The sequence below is a fragment of the Klebsiella sp. K-Nf6 genome (assembly GCF_002806655.1).
In the GTDB taxonomy this organism is placed as follows: Bacteria; Pseudomonadota; Gammaproteobacteria; order Enterobacterales; family Enterobacteriaceae; genus Klebsiella; species Klebsiella variicola.
The window spans coordinates 95,868-110,913 of the sequence record NZ_PIBN01000006.1 but is presented as its reverse complement, the minus strand read 5'-3'; the positions used below and the strand labels follow the sequence as shown (position 1 = coordinate 110,913).

The 15,046-nt window shown below is 58.1% G+C and carries 14 protein-coding genes; 8 read left to right on the top strand and 6 right to left on the bottom strand.

The window, feature by feature from the left end; all coding sequences use genetic code 11:
* The first annotated feature begins 480 nt into the window (after nt 1-480).
* Nucleotides 481-1,497, top strand: coding sequence for an HTH-type transcriptional regulator GalR (gene galR / locus CWM61_RS12260; protein ID WP_061153410.1), 1,017 nt, complete (start codon nt 481-483; stop codon nt 1,495-1,497).
* Here the strand turns inward: galR and CWM61_RS12255 are convergent.
* The 4 genes from CWM61_RS12255 to CWM61_RS12240 all read right to left on the bottom strand — a co-directional run bounded on the left by CWM61_RS12255 (nt 1,458) and on the right by CWM61_RS12240 (nt 5,547).
* Nucleotides 1,458-1,937, bottom strand: a complete 480-nt coding sequence (locus CWM61_RS12255; RefSeq protein ID WP_074387654.1) for a GNAT family N-acetyltransferase — start codon at nt 1,935-1,937, stop codon at nt 1,458-1,460. The genes galR and CWM61_RS12255 overlap by 40 nt on opposite strands.
* Nucleotides 1,934-2,707 carry a GntR family transcriptional regulator gene (locus tag CWM61_RS12250; protein ID WP_004205433.1) on the bottom strand — a complete coding sequence of 258 codons (774 nt, stop codon included), beginning with the start codon at nt 2,705-2,707 and terminating at the stop codon, nt 1,934-1,936. Before CWM61_RS12250 ends, CWM61_RS12255 begins: the two co-directional genes overlap by 4 nt.
* A gap of 67 nt (nt 2,708-2,774) precedes the next feature.
* Nucleotides 2,775-4,202 (bottom strand): glycoside hydrolase family 1 protein, encoded by a 1,428-nt coding sequence (locus CWM61_RS12245; protein WP_100631298.1) that lies wholly within the window; start codon nt 4,200-4,202, stop codon nt 2,775-2,777.
* A gap of 7 nt (nt 4,203-4,209) precedes the next feature.
* On the bottom strand, nt 4,210-5,547 hold the full coding sequence (locus CWM61_RS12240) for a PTS sugar transporter subunit IIC (protein ID WP_008806339.1): 1,338 nt from the start codon (nt 5,545-5,547) through the stop codon (nt 4,210-4,212).
* A gap of 299 nt (nt 5,548-5,846) precedes the next feature.
* On the opposite strand from CWM61_RS12240, the gene CWM61_RS12235 reads away from it, so the two are divergent.
* Nucleotides 5,847-6,854, top strand: coding sequence for a LacI family DNA-binding transcriptional regulator (locus tag CWM61_RS12235; protein ID WP_162708846.1), 1,008 nt, complete (start codon nt 5,847-5,849; stop codon nt 6,852-6,854).
* On the opposite strand, the gene lysA is transcribed toward CWM61_RS12235, so the two are convergent.
* Nucleotides 6,840-8,102 (bottom strand): diaminopimelate decarboxylase, encoded by a 1,263-nt coding sequence (gene lysA / locus CWM61_RS12230; RefSeq protein ID WP_023340698.1) that lies wholly within the window; start codon nt 8,100-8,102, stop codon nt 6,840-6,842. The genes CWM61_RS12235 and lysA overlap by 15 nt on opposite strands.
* Nucleotides 8,103-8,239: 137 nt before the next feature.
* Here lysA and CWM61_RS12225 point away from each other — a divergent pair, with 137 nt between their 5' ends.
* Nucleotides 8,240-9,166: a LysR family transcriptional regulator gene (locus CWM61_RS12225; protein ID WP_012967277.1), complete on the top strand. Its 927-nt coding sequence runs from the start codon at nt 8,240-8,242 to the stop codon at nt 9,164-9,166.
* Here CWM61_RS12225 and CWM61_RS12220 read toward each other — a convergent pair.
* Nucleotides 9,132-9,845, bottom strand: a complete 714-nt coding sequence (locus CWM61_RS12220; RefSeq protein WP_074387652.1) for an aspartate/glutamate racemase — start codon at nt 9,843-9,845, stop codon at nt 9,132-9,134. The two genes, CWM61_RS12225 and CWM61_RS12220, sit on opposite strands and share 35 nt — an antisense overlap.
* A 139-nt stretch (nt 9,846-9,984) precedes the next feature.
* Here CWM61_RS12220 and CWM61_RS12215 point away from each other — a divergent pair, with 139 nt between their 5' ends.
* The 5 genes from CWM61_RS12215 (at nt 9,985) to CWM61_RS12195 (ending at nt 14,994) form a co-directional block, all read left to right on the top strand.
* Complete coding sequence (locus CWM61_RS12215) at nt 9,985-10,311, top strand: cupin domain-containing protein (protein ID WP_012540645.1); 327 nt, start codon at nt 9,985-9,987, stop codon at nt 10,309-10,311.
* 454 nt (nt 10,312-10,765) lie between these two features.
* Nucleotides 10,766-11,656 (top strand): carbohydrate ABC transporter permease, encoded by an 891-nt coding sequence (locus CWM61_RS12210; RefSeq protein WP_004205419.1) that lies wholly within the window; start codon nt 10,766-10,768, stop codon nt 11,654-11,656.
* Entirely contained in the window at nt 11,649-12,551 is a 903-nt protein-coding gene (locus tag CWM61_RS12205) for a carbohydrate ABC transporter permease (protein WP_023323240.1), read from the top strand. Before CWM61_RS12210 ends, CWM61_RS12205 begins: the two co-directional genes overlap by 8 nt.
* A 12-nt stretch (nt 12,552-12,563) precedes the next feature.
* Entirely contained in the window at nt 12,564-13,691 is a 1,128-nt protein-coding gene (locus CWM61_RS12200; RefSeq protein ID WP_100631297.1) for an ABC transporter ATP-binding protein, read from the top strand.
* A gap of 16 nt (nt 13,692-13,707) precedes the next feature.
* Entirely contained in the window at nt 13,708-14,994 is a 1,287-nt protein-coding gene (locus tag CWM61_RS12195; protein ID WP_100631296.1) for an ABC transporter substrate-binding protein, read from the top strand.
* Nucleotides 14,995-15,046 lie beyond the last annotated feature (52 nt).

Sequence of the window (15,046 nt, the reverse complement as noted above, 5' to 3'; positions counted from 1 at the left end):
TACCTAAGAAACTCACCTATCAATACCTCTGGGATCTCGATTGTCGCGTTTTTCGACCGTAACGGGCCAGCGGGAAAACGCAAGGGAGTGAGCCTAAGTGCAACCAGGTATTACGATTTTCGGTATCTGTAACAACGTCGACGGCGGGCAAAAAAAAACCTGCGCATCTGCGCAGGCTGGTGTAAGTAAAGTGGTCAACTTGGCGTTGACTCCACCTATCAATACCTCTGGGATAGCCAGAATATCAACCTGATCCGCGAACAAACCAGCGAACATTCGCAACAGCGCATCGCAAAGTGTAAGCAAAGGTTTGTATTTCCCTGCGCCGGTTTCAATTAGCGATGGCGTCAATGTAAACAGGTTACCCATAAGCCCGGTCTGAATCACATTTGCGCCATTCCTTCGCCGCCGCGCCTTGAATCTGCCGCTCTTTCCCGTAACATAGCAGTATGTAAACGCTTACCCTATAAAAGGCATGGTATGGCGACAATTAAGGATGTAGCCCGACTCGCAGGAGTCTCCGTCGCTACCGTCTCCCGCGTCATCAATAACTCTCCCAAAGCCAGCGAAGCCTCGCGTCAGTCCGTGGGCGCGGCGATGGAAACCCTGAACTATCACCCCAACGCGAACGCCCGGGCCCTGGCCCAGCAGTCAACGGAAACCGTCGGCCTGGTGGTGGGTGATGTCTCCGACCCCTTCTTCGGCGCGATGGTCAAAGCCGTCGAACAGGTGGCTTACCGCACCGGCAACTTTTTGCTGATTGGCAATGGCTACCACAACGTGCAGAAGGAACGCCAGGCGATAGAGCAGTTGATCCGCCACCGCTGCGCGGCGCTGGTGGTGCACGCCAAAATGATCCCCGATGAGGAACTGGCGGGGTTAATGAAGCAGATCCCCGGCATGGTGCTGATCAACCGCATCCTGCCCGGGTACGAAACCCGCTGCGTCGCGCTGGACGACCGCTATGGCGCCTGGCTGGCGACCCGCCATTTGATCCAGCAGGGGCACACGCGTATCGGCTATCTGTGCTCAAACCACCATATCTCCGATGCGGAAGATCGGCTGCAGGGGTACTACGCGGCGCTGGAAGAGAGCGGCCTGCCGTGCAACGACCGGCTGGTCGCCTTTGCTGAACCGGATGAAAGCGGCGGCGAACAGGCCATGACCGAACTGCTTGGCCGCGGCCGCCACTTTAGCGCCGTCGCCTGCTATAACGACTCGATGGCCGCCGGCGCGATGGGCGTACTCAACGACAACGGCATCGACGTGCCGCGGGAGATTTCGCTGATTGGCTTCGACGATGTCCTGATCTCCCGCTATGTCCGCCCGCGGCTGACCACTGTGCGCTACCCGATCGTCACCATGGCGACCCAGGCGGCCGAGCTGGCATTAGCGCTGGCGGAGCACCGCCCGGCGCCGGAGATCACCCACCTGTTCAGCCCGACGCTGGTGCGCCGTCACTCGGTGGTGGCCCCGCTGGAAGGCGATAAATCGTAGCGATAGAGATGCACGGCGGTGGCCGGGTAATCCAGCCCCTCGCCGAGGTAGCGCCAGCCGAAGCGTTCATAGAAATCCCGGCAGGCGGAGTAGAGATAGAGCTCCCGAAAGCCCGCGCGGCGGGCATAATCGATCACATGCCGCTGCAGTTTTCCGGCCAGCCCCTGACCGCGGGCGGCGGGCGCGACGTACAGCGCCGCCAGCCAGGGAAACAGATCCTGGCGGCTGATCAAGTCGCAGCGCCAGAGGCCAATCGTGCCGAGCAACTGCTCGCCTTCCACGGCAATAAAGGTCAACGGCAGCGCCTCCGCCGTCTGGCTATGCTGCACAATGCTGGCGAAAAACTCCCGCGGCAGCGTCTCGCCGCCAAAGGCGCGCCACAGCCAGTCGGTCACCTGCGGGGCGTACTGCGGCGCAGCGTACAGCGGCAGGATCGTCATACCAGCTTCCCCTGAAAAATCGGCACCGAGTCGAACAGATAGCCGTCAAAGTCGGGGGCGTCTTCATCGGACAGCTCCAGCAGACTGTTTTTGACGTTTTCCAGATGCTGCCACATCGCCTGCCAGGCGCCCATCACATCGCGACGCCGCAGCGCGGCGAGCAGCGTCTGTCGGTCACCGAGCCACTTCAGCCGCCAGGCGCGGCTGGCAATATGCACATTGAACTGCTGCCACAGCGGGCTGCTGTCCATCTGCAGCCAGATCCGCTCTACCGTCGCCAGCAGCATCTGGTTCTGCGTCGCCCCGGCCAGCACCAGATGGAACAGACGAGCGTTATCCTGCGCGGTGTCGTTGAGAGCGATAGCCCGCTGCTCCTGCTCGATAATCCGCTTCAGATTGTCGATATCGGCGCGGGTGGCCATTTTCGCGGCAAAGGCGGCGATATTGCTCTCCAGCAGCTGGCGCGCCTGCAGAATTTCAAACGGACCGACGTCGCTGCTGAGCAATTGCTCCTCTTCGCTGTCGTTCTCGTGGGGAATACGCATGACGTACACCCCGGATCCCTGACGAATATCCACCGTCCCCTGCAGCTCCAGCATCAACAGCGCTTCGCGCACGATGGTCCGGCTGACGCCGTAGGTTTCGGCAATATGACGTTCCGGCGGCAAACGCGACCCGACCGGGTAGCGCCCCTGCGCGATCTGGGCGCGTAAGTCATCACCAATCTCCTGATAGGGCTTCTTTTCCGGCGGAATTATCGCTTTTTCCACAAAATCACCTGTGCGTTACATGCCTGCGAGTCAAATACGCCGCTATCTTAGCAAAAATTGCCCCCGGCTAGCGGTATTCATCATCGATATCCAGCACCAGTTCACGCCGTTCGCCCAGCTGACGAAACCAGTGCGCCGAGGCTTTGGGTCGCCGGGCGCGATGGTTTTGCAGGTCGATTTCGATAAGCCCGTAGCGGTTTTTAAAAGCGTTCATCGGCGATACGTTGTCGGTAAACGCCCACAACATATAGCCCTGGCAGTTGGCCCCTGCCTCACGGGCGCGCAGGGTGTGCCACAGATGTTCGCTGATGAAACGGATGCGGTAACTGTCATCGATGGTGCCTTCGCGGTTACGGAACTGGTCTTCGTTTTCCACGCCCATCCCGCTCTCCGCCACGAACCAGGGGATGTTGCGATAGTCATTTTTTATCCGCATTGCCATATCAAAGATGATTTGCGGGTAGATTTCCCAGCCGCGGGAGGCGTTCATTCGCCGGCCGGGCAGCTCAAACGGCTCATAATACCAGGCCGGATGAAACGGGGTATGCGGATGCCAGGCCCGCGACGGGGCTTTGACCCGGTGCGGGTAATAAAGATTAATCCCCAGCTCATCGACGGTGTGCTCGCGGATAATCGCCAGATCCTCCTCGCTGGTCTCCCACATCACCTGATGCTGCTCGAGCAGTGCAAGAAGCTCCGGCGGCCAGACCCCGTGCACCAGCGGGTCGAGGAACATGCGGTTGTAGAACAGATCGTAGATCTCCGCCGCGCGCAGGTCATGGGGAGCGCGGGAGCGCGGATAGGTCACCTCCGGATTGAGGATGCAGCCGACGGTCCCGGGATAGCCGAGCTCGCGAAACCGCTTCACGACGCTGGCGGTCGCCAGCACCTTATGATAGTTCCACTGCATCCAGGTGCTGGTGTTCTGCTCATAGGGCCAGCGCAGGGCATCCAGATAGACCCGGGTCTGTACCACAATTGGCTCATTAAAGGTAAACCAGCGGGTCACCTTCGGGTGGTAGCGGGCAAAGACCTGCTCCGCGTAGCGCACAAACAGCTCGACCACCGTTTTCGCCCCCCAGCCGCCATACTTTTCCAGCAGATAGCCGGGCAATTCATAATGCTCAAGGCAGATCATCGGCGTGATGCCGTTGGCCAGCAGCGCATCGAACAGCTGGTCGTAATAGGCCGCATACTCCTCATCCACCGTGACGTTTTCATAGTCGGTCAGAAAGCGCGACCAGTTGATTGAGGTGCGGTAGTGGGTCAGCCCGGCCAGCTTCATCAACTGCACATCTTCCTGAAAGCGGTTGATAAAATCGGTGGCCACCGCCGGGCCATAGCCGTTATGCCAGACGTGGCGGTCGTTTTTGTACCAGAGATCGGGCCAGGAGTCCTGCCCCGGTTTTTTCCCGCTCCAGCCCTCGGTCTGCCAGGCGGAAGCCGCCGCGCCAAGGATAAAATCATCGGGAATGGTCATCCGTACGGTAGTCATAGGCTCCTCAGACAGGGTTGGCGGTCTGTTGATTGTCGGCCTGACGCTGTGCGGCATCGGCACGGCGGGAGGCGATTTTGACGAAAGGCAGATAGATAAGCACCGCGGTCACGATGCAGATAAGCTGGGTCACCACCGCCCCCATCGAGCCGGCGGTGGAGAGCCAGGCGTTGATCAGCGGCGGCGTGGTCCAGGGCACCATCACTACCGCCTTGCCGGCGAAGCCGGTCAGGGTGGCGAAATAGCCGATGCTGCCGGTCACCAGCGGGGTGATGATAAACGGGATAGCGAGGATCGGGTTGAGCATGATCGGCATCCCGAAGATCACCGGCTCGTTAATATTGAACAGCCCCGGACCTATCGACAGCTTGGCGATCTCTTTCATCTCTTTACGCTTCGTGGCGATCATCACCGCAATCAGCAGGCCGATGGTCAGCCCCGAGCCGCCGATGCTCATGTAGACGTCCCAGAAGGGCATCGTGATAATGTTCGGTACCTCTTTTCCCTGCTCAAAAGCGCTCATATTGACGGTGATCGCCCCCAGAAGCAGCGGCTCGCGGATCGGCTTGATCATCTGGTTGCCGTGAATGCCGATCACCCAGAACAGCTGGGCGACGAACATCAGCAGCAGGATCCCCGGCAGGCTCTGCACCACCCGCTCCAGCGGCTGCTGCACCACCTGGTAGACCGCATCGTAGAGATACATTCCCGTCAGTTGGTGAAAGAGAAAACCCAGGGTGGCGATCGCGGTGGTGGTGATGATCGCCGGGATCAGCGCCGAAAAAGAGGCGGAAACGTTCGGCGGCACGGTATCCGGCATTTTAATTTTCAGTCCCTTGCGCCCCTCCAGCCAGCAGTAAATCTCCACTGACAGAATGGCGATGAACATCCCAAGGAACAGACTGCGGGTATCGGAGAACTGGCGCAGCAGGACATCTTTCACCACGTGCATCTGGCCATCGACCATCATCTCCACCGTCGTCGGCGTCACGCAGATAAAGCAGATCACCGCCAGCAGGCCGGGAAACAGGCTTTTGATGCCGTTGATCCGCCCCAGCTCAATACCGATCAGAAACACGGCGCCGATATTGAGGAAATTGAGCGTGGCGTAGTTAAGCGCGCTGGTGATCGGCTTCAGCGCCGCGAGAAAGGAGAGCGAGGAAAAGCTGGCGAGCCCATTCTTCGGATCCAGCACCATATTGGAGATCAGTACCGAAAAGGCCCCGACGATGATCACCGGCATCAAGGTAATAAACGCCGATTTGATCGCCATAATGTAGCGATAGCTGTTGAATGTCGTCGCGAAACGCCCCAGCGCGTCGATCAGTTTGTCCTGTAATGCCATAAAAGAGTACCTCAGAGTAAAGGGCTTATTGCGGCCAGGTGAACAGCCAGAGACTTTTGGCATACCAAAACATAGTCGCCAGGCAAAAAAAGTTCTGTGACAGCGCTCGCAACGCGCAGTGTGGTATCCCAAATAACTGATAAAATCGACATTGGCATACCAGACTATGCCGGCTCGTCAGTTCCTGCCAAAAGCGTGATCGCGATGGTTTTTCCGCCCCGCCCCGTCGATATGTCCCTTTTCGGTCTGTGATAAACTGCGCCTTACCACGTGAAATCAGGAATCGATGAATGGCTACAATGCTGGATGTCTCAATTCGCGCAGGCGTCTCGAAAGCGACGGTTTCCCGCGTGTTGAACGGCACAGGTCAGGTGAAAGAGAGCACCCGCCAACAGGTCTTTAAAGCGATGGAAGAGCTGGGCTACCGGCCGAATTTTCTCGCGCGCTCGCTGGCCAATCAGACCAGCAATAGTATCGGGCTGGTCGTCTCCACCTTTGACGGGTTCTACTTTGGCCGTCTGCTGCAGCAGGCTTCACGCCAGACGGAAGCCTGGGGAAAGCAGCTTATCGTCACTGACGGCCATGATACGCCGGAGCGCGAAGAGGAAGCGGTGCAGATGCTCGCCGACCGGCAATGCGATGCGATCATCCTCTATACCCGGCACATGAGCGAAAAGGCGATCATGTCGCTGATTAATTCGATCGCCATGCCGCTGGTGGTGATTAACCGCGATGTGGCGCAGGCCCGCGAACGCTGCGTGTTCTTCGAGCAGCAGGAAGCCGCCTTTCAGGCCGTGGAGTATCTGATTACCCAGGGCCACCGCGATATCGCCTGCATGACCGTCCCGATGCACACCCCTACCGGCCAGGCTCGCCTGCAGGGCTACCGCAACGCGCTGATAAAACATGGTATTGAGTGGGATCCGAGCCGGGTGAAGTACGGGGACTCGACGATGACCCGCGGCTACGAACTGTGCCGGGAACTGCTGGACGAGAAAGCCCGCTTTAGCGCGCTGTTTTCCTGTAACGATGATATGGCGCTGGGGGCGTCAAAGGCGCTGCATCAGGCGGGGCTGCGTATTCCACAGGATGTGTCACTGTTTGGCTTCGACGATGCGCCAAGCGCGAAATGGCTGGAGCCGGGGCTGTCGACGGTCTATCTGCCGATCGACAACATGATCACCACGGCTATCGATCAGGCGATCAAGCTTGCTAACCAGCAGCCGATAGAAACGATCCCGCCGTTTACCGGCACGCTGGTGTTGCGCGAGTCGGTAACGACGGGACCTTTTTTAAATAAGCTCTAAGGCCAGCAGCTCCTGAATGGTCTGGCGACGGCGGATCAGCCGCGCCTTGCCGCCATCAAACAGCACCTCCGGCAGCAGCGGACGGCTGTTATAGTTGGATGACATCGAAGCCCCGTAGGCGCCGGTGTCATGGAGCACCAGATAGTCCCCAGGCACCACCGCCGGCAGCAGGCGGGTCTCGACTTTGCCCCCTTCCTGCTGGGTAAAGACGTCCCCGGATTCGCACAGCGGCCCGGCCACCACGGTTTCCACCTGCGACGCGGCGCTAAGATCGCGACCATCCGCCGCCAGAGCGGTGATATGGTGATAGCTGCCGTACATCGCCGGGCGCATCAGGTCGTTAAAGCCGGCGTCAATCAGCACAAAGTGACGGCTGCCCATCTCTTTCACGCTGCGCACCTGCGACACCAGCACGCCGGACTCGGCCACCAGGAAGCGTCCGGGTTCAATCTCCAGTTTCACCGGGTGCCCCAGATGGGCCGCGATCTGCTCCCTGGCGCGGTTCCACAGGCCATAATAGTGGGCGGTGTCGATGGCCTCTTCGCCTTCGCGGTAAGGAATCGACAGACCGCCGCCGGCGGAGATGGCCTGCAGATCCTGGCCAAAGTCGACGACCTGACGCACCATCGCGCCGCACACCTGCTCCAGGTGACCGTAGTCAACGCCAGAGCCAATATGCATATGGATCCCGACCAGCTGCAGCTGATAGCGACGCATCACTTCCAGCGCCGCCGGCAGGTGGCTGTACCAGATGCCATGCTTGCTGTTCTCCCCGCCGGTATTGGTTTTCTGGCTGTGGCCGTGACCAAAGCCCGGGTTGACGCGCAGCCAGACGCGATGGCCCGGCGACACCTCGCCCAGCTGGCTCAGCATGTCGATCGAGCCGGCGTTCACCGGGATCTGTAACGCCTTGACGCGATCGAGGGTGGCGTCGTCGATCAGATCGGCGGTAAAGACGATATCCTCTGGATTCTGCTGCGGATCGTAGCCCGCCGCCAGCGCCCGCTCGATCTCCCCCAGCGACACCGAGTCCACCTTCACCCCCTGCTCACGCATCAGACGCAGAATATGAATGTTAGAGCAGGCTTTTTGCGCAAAACGTACCACGTCAAACTGGCTGAGCTGGGCAATCTGGCGGCGAATAATCTGCGCATCATAGACCCAGACTGGACAGCCAAATTCCGCGGGCAGGCGCAGCAGGTTATCCGCGGTCAGGTCAGTATCGGTGGCGTAAAGCGAGTGTGGCATAAGAACTCCGGTGCAGTGCGTGTGTTGGTCGCTGTTTTTTTTCGATTACGCCACAGTGGCGGACGAATAAAAAATATCGTTTTATCGCGACTCTATGCAAAAATGATATGGTTACAGCCGAGCCTCATGGAGACCGCATGCCAGCCGTTAATTTGCGTCATATCGAAATCTTTCACGCGGTGATGACCACCGGCAATCTGACCGAAGCGGCGCGGATGCTGCACACCTCACAACCCACGGTCAGCCGCGAGCTGGCGCGCTTTGAGAAAGTGCTCGGCCTGCAGCTGTTTGAGCGGACCCGCGGTCGCCTGCAACCGACGGTGCAGGGCCTGCGTTTGTTTGAGGAGGTTCAGCGTTCCTGGTACGGCCTGGACCGCATCGTCAGCGCCGCCGAGAGCCTGCGCGAGTTCCGCCAGGGCGAGCTGTCGATCGCCTGCCTGCCGGTCTTTTCCCAGTCCTTTCTGCCGCTGCTGTTGCCGCCCTTTCTCGCTCGCTACCCGGAGGTCAGCCTGCAGATCGTCCCCCAGGAGTCGCCGCTGCTGGAGGAGTGGCTCTCCGCCCAGCGCCATGACCTCGGCCTGACGGAGACCCTGCATACCCCGGCGGGCACCGAACGCACCCCGCTGCTGACGCTGAATGAAGTCTGCGTGCTGCCTGCCGGCCATCCGCTGGCGGTGCAGACGACGCTGACCCCCGCCGATTTTCAGGGCGAAAACTACATCAGCCTGTCGCGCACCGACAGCTATCGCCAGCTGCTCGACGCCCTGTTCCTCGAGCATCAGGTTAAACGGCGGATGGTGGTCGAAACCCACAGCGCGGCCTCGATCTGCGCCATGGTGCGCGCCGGCGCCGGGATCTCGGTGGTGAATCCCTTGACCGCCCTGGATTATGCCGATAGCGGCGTGGTGGTGCGCCGCTTTAGCGTCGAGGTGCCGTTTACCGTCAGCCTGATCCGCCCGCTCCACCGCCCGCGATCGGCACTGGTCGACGCCTTTGTTGCACACCTGCAGGAGAGTCTGCCGCAGATCCTCACGCCGCTGGCGTCGGTCCTGCAGAGAGCATAAAGTTGACCGCGTCTTCTGCGTGGATCGCCGCAGTGTCAAAGACCGGCAGCGGGCTGAGCTCGGCAGGCACCAGCAGGCCAATTTCCGTACAGCCGAAAATAACCCCTTCCGCCCCCTGCTCCGCCAGGGCGGCGATCACCTGCAGATAATAATCCCGCGACGCCTCGCTGAAGGTGCCGAGACAGAGCTCGTCGAAGATGATCTGATTGATCCGCGCCCGATCGTCGGCCTCGGGGATCAGCGTCTCGATGGCAAACTGCTCCTGCAGACGGCCGCGGTAAAAGGTCTGCTCCATGGTATAGCGGGTGCCCAGCAGCGCGACCCGGCGCTGGCCTTTGGCAGCTATCGCCCGCCCGGTGGCATCGGCGATATGCAGGAAGGGAACCTGGCAGCGGGCGGCGATGGCATCCGCGACTTTATGCATGGTGTTGGTACACAGGACAATGCCTTCGGCCCCCGCCTGCTGCAGCCCGACCGCGGCGTCGGCAAGGATCGCCCCGGCGCGCTCCCAGTCGCCAGCGGACTGGCAGGCTTCGATGTCGTGAAAATCGACGCTGTGCAGCACCAGGCTGGCAGAGTGCAGGCCGCCCAGTCGCGCCTTAACGCCCTCATTGATCAACCGATAATAGGGGATCGTTGACTCCCAGCTCATGCCGCCTAACAGGCCAATGGTTTTCATCTTCTGCTCCTTATGTCGTTTCTGCCAGTGAAGCAAACTTGTGATCAACTTTCCACTTCTCTGGCCGTGTATTTCTTTTTTATGAAGAGTGGGATAAGTTAAATGAAACAATGTTTCACTTTAACAACAGGACCGCCCGATGTTTATTTTCCATAAAGACACCACCCTTGAAGACCTCGGCAATGGCGTAACCCGCCGCATTCTGGCCCACGACGGAAAAATGATGGCCGTGGAGGTGAATTTTGCCGCCGGCGCCGTCGGCCCGATGCATAACCATCCCCACGAACAGCTCACCTATGTGCTCTCCGGTGAGTTTGAATTCACCATCGGCGAGGAGACGCGCGTCGTCAGTGCCGGCGATACGTTGTATAAGCAGCCAGGGATCATGCACGGCTGCGTCTGCCTGCAGCCCGGCACGCTGCTCGATACCTTCACGCCGGTCCGCGAAGATTTTCTCTCACGCTGATCCATGACGGGGGCGTTCACCGTCCCCGGTTTACGTCTTACCGCAGGCATTAAAAAAGATGCCGTCACAATCATTATCCTGGTAATAATATTTTTCGCTCAGTTAACGCTGAACCTTCATTCTTTTCAGGCTCCCGCAGGCCCCTAAAATGCTTACCACCTCACCTTTTTGAAACATCGTTTCGACTTTGATCACATTTCCGCCCAGATCTGCATGACGCAGAAACAAATTGCAATAAAATGAAATTAAAACGGTGTTTTATAAAAAATATAGCCGTATAAAAGCGAGCCTGAAAGCACGCTATTTGCCGGCCCGGTTAGAGGCTAACCCATTTATTAACAAGGAAATGTTAATCGGAGAAAACGTTCAGACACTTTTGCGTTGTCGGCAGTAAAAGGCCGACAGCGGCGCATCACCGAATCCGTATTACAACGCGTAAGCCAGGTAGGTATGTATGAATGAAAACAAGCTGCTGGGATTGGCATGGATATCGCCCTATATCATCGGGCTGATCGTCTTTACCGCTTTTCCCTTTGTTTCATCTTTCTTTCTCAGTTTTACTGAGTACGACTTGATGAGCCCGCCGGTATTTAACGGCATCGAAAACTATCGCTATATGTTGACCGAGGACAGCCTGTTCTGGAAATCGATGGGCGTGACCTTTGCCTACGTTTTTTTAACTATTCCCTTAAAACTGGCTTTCGCCCTCGGCATTGCTTTTGTGCTCAATTTCAAACTGCGCGGCATCGGCTTTTTCCGTACCGCCTACTACATTCCGTCGATTCTCGGCAGCTCGGTGGCTATTGCCGTGCTGTGGCGCGCCCTGTTCGCCATTGACGGCCTGCTGAATAGCTTCCTCGCCGTCTTTGGCATCGATGCCGTCAACTGGCTGGGGGAGCCTTCGCTGGCGCTGATGTCGGTCACCCTGCTGCGCGTCTGGCAGTTTGGCTCCGCGATGGTCATCTTCCTCGCCGCGCTGCAGAACGTTCCGCAGTCGCAGTATGAGGCGGCGATGATCGACGGCGCCTCAAAGTGGCAGATGTTCATGAAGGTCACCGTACCGCTGATCACCCCGGTCATTTTCTTCAACTTTATTATGCAGACCACTCAGGCGTTCCAGGAGTTTACCGGCCCGTACGTGATAACCGGCGGCGGCCCGACCTATTACACCTACCTGTTCTCACTCTATATCTACGATACCGCCTTTAAGTACTTCGACATGGGCTATGGCGCCGCGCTGGCGTGGGTGCTGTTCCTCGTCGTCGCGGTCTTTGCATCGATAGCCTTTAAGTCATCGAAATACTGGGTCTTCTACTCCGCCGATAAGGGAGGCAAAAATGGCTGATATTCAACAGATGACGCCGGTAATGAGCAACGCCGATCGTGAGGTCGCTCGTACGCTGCGTCGGGAAAAAGTGAGTCGGGTGGTGCGCTACGTCGTGTTGATATTCGTCGGCCTGCTGATGCTCTACCCGCTGGCATGGATGTTCTCCGCCTCGTTCAAGCCGAACCATGAGATCTTCACCACCCTCGGACTGTGGCCTGCCCACGCAACCTGGGACGGGTTTATCAACGGCTGGAAGACCGGCACCGAATACCATTTCGGCCACTATATGCTTAACACCTTTAAGTATGTGATCCCGAAGGTGGTGTTAACGATCATCTCCTCCACCATTGTGGCGTACGGCTTTGCACGCTTTGAGATCCCGTGGAAGAAGTTCTGGTTCGCGACGCTCATCACCACCATGCTGCTGCCGAGCACCGTCCTGCTGATCCCGCAGTACCTGATGTTCCGTGAAATGGGGATGCTGAACAGCTATCTGCCGCTGTACCTGCCGCTGGCCTTCGCCACCCAGGGATTCTTTGTCTTCATGCTGATCCAGTTTCTGCGTGGCGTCCCACGCGATATGGAAGAAGCAGCGCAGATCGACGGCTGCAACTCCATTCAGGTGCTGTGGTACGTGGTCGTGCCGATCCTCAAGCCGGCCATTATCTCGGTGGCGCTGTTCCAGTTCATGTGGTCGATGAACGACTTTATCGGTCCGCTGATCTACGTCTACAGCGTCGATAAGTATCCCATCGCGCTGGCGCTAAAAATGTCTATCGACGTCACGGAAGGCGCGCCGTGGAACGAAATTCTGGCAATGGCGAGTATCTCCATTCTGCCGTCCATCATTGTCTTCTTCCTGGCTCAACGCTACTTCGTGCAGGGCGTGACCAGCAGCGGAATCAAAGGTTAAGAGGGAAATATCATGGCTGAAGTCATTTTCAACAAACTGGAAAAAGTTTACTCCAACGGGTTTAAAGCGGTGCATGGTATCGACCTGAAGATTGCCGATGGCGAATTTATGGTGATCGTCGGCCCCTCCGGCTGCGCCAAATCGACCACCCTGCGCATGCTGGCGGGTCTGGAAACCATCAGCGGCGGCGAGGTGCGGATTGGGGACAAAATCGTCAACAACCTGGCGCCAAAATCACGTGGCATCGCGATGGTGTTCCAGAACTACGCCCTCTATCCGCATATGACGGTGCGCGAAAACCTCGCCTTCGGCCTGAAGCTGAGCAAGCTGCCGAAGGCGCAAATCGACAGACAGGTGGAAGAAGCGGCGAAAATTCTCGAACTGGAAGAACTGCTCGATCGCCTGCCGCGCCAGCTCTCCGGCGGCCAGGCGCAGCGCGTGGCGGTGGGTCGGGCGATCGTCAAAAAACCGGACGTTTTCCTGTTCGACGAACCGCTCTCCAACCTTGACGCCAAACTGCGCGCCTCGATGCGGATCCGCATTTCCGATCTGCATAAGCAGTTGAAAAAATCCGGCAAACCGGCGACCACCGTCTACGTCACCCACGATCAGACGGAAGCGATGACCATGGGCGACCGCATCTGCGTGATGAAGCTCGGCCACATTATGCAGGTTGATACGCCAGACAATCTCTACCACCAGCCGAAAAATATGTTTGTCGCCGGGTTCATCGGCGCGCCGGAGATGAATATTCGCCCCAGCCAGCTGGTTGAGCACGACGGTCGCCTGCATCTGACGCTGGGCGATCAGCGACTGCCGCTCAACGACCTGCTGCAAAGCAAAGTTGAGCCCCATAAGAATCAGCAGGTTTTCTTTGGCGTGCGCCCGGAGTTTGTCTCTCTCTCCAATGAACCCTTTGCCGAGGGCTCCTGCACGGGTGAAATGGTACGTGTGGAAAACATGGGACATGAATTCTTTGTTTATCTGAAGGTTGCTGATTATGAGCTGACCGCCCGCGTGCCGTCCGATGAAGCGAAACCCATGCTCGAGAAGGGCCTTCATCGCAAGGTGTATTTCAAATTTGATCTCAATAAGTGTCACATCTTTGACGCGAAAACCGAACAGAACCTCTCTCTGTGAACACTGGAGTATTAAAATGAAAAACGTGCTTTTAAGCGCCGTCATCTCCGCCACTCTGGGCCTTACCGCATTACCTTCAATGGCGAAGGATGTCGACCTTCGTATGTCCTGGTGGGGGGGCAACGGCCGCCATCAGGTCACCCTCAAGGCGCTGGAGGAATTCCACAAACAACATCCAGATATCAACGTCAAAGCAGAATACACCGGCTGGGACGGCCATCTTTCGCGCCTGACCACCCAGATTGCCGGCGGCACTGAGCCTGACGTGATGCAGACCAACTGGAACTGGTTGCCGATCTTTTCGAAAAATGGCGATGGCTTTTACGATCTCAATACCCTGAAAGACGAGATCGACCTCAGCCAGTTCGATGCCAAAGAGCTGCAGTCCACCACGGTCAACGGCAAGCTTAACGGTATTCCCATTTCCGTCACCGCCCGCGTCTTCTACTTTAACGACGAAGCGTGGAAAAAGGCGGGCATCGCCTTCCCGAAAACCTGGGATGAGCTTATGGCGGCGGGCAAAACCTTCGAAAGCAAGCTCGGGAAACAGTACTACCCGGTCGTGCTCGAACACCAGGACGTGCTGGCGCTGCTCAACTCTTATATGGTGCAAAAATACAATCAGCCGGCCATCGATGAGAAGGGCCGCAAATTCTCCTACAGCAAAGCGCAGTGGGCAGATTTCTTCGGCATGTATAAGAAGCTTATCGACAGCCATGTGATGCCGGACACCCGCTACTATGCCTCATTTGGCAAGAGCAACATGTACGAGATGAAGCCGTGGATCCAGGGTGAATGGGGCGGCACCTACATGTGGAACTCCACCATCAACAAATATTCCGATAACCTGAAGCCGCCGGCGAAGCTGGTGCTGGGGGAATACCCGATGCTGTCGGGCGCCACTGATGCCGGACTGTTCTTCAAGCCTGCGCAAATGTTGTCGATTGGCAAATCGACGAAAAACCCGCAGGCGGCGGCGAAAGTGATTAACTTCCTGCTGAACAGTAAAGAAGGGGTGGATATTCTCGGACTGGAGCGTGGGGTACCACTGAGTAAAGCGGCGGTCAACTACCTGACCGAGGACGGGATCATCAAAGCCGACGATCCGGCGGTGTCTGGCCTGAAACTGGCACAATCCCTGCCCACGACCCTGCCGGTCTCCCCGTACTTCGACGACCCGCAGATTGTCGCCCAGTTCGGCACTACCCTGCAGTACATCGACTACGGTAAAAAGTCGGTGGAAGAAGCGGCCGAGGACTTCCAGCGCCAGACCGACCGCATTCTGCGCCGCGCGATGCGCTAACCTGCCCGTCTGAACGCTCCCGCGGCATCCGCCGCGGGAGAGCCTGCCTGAG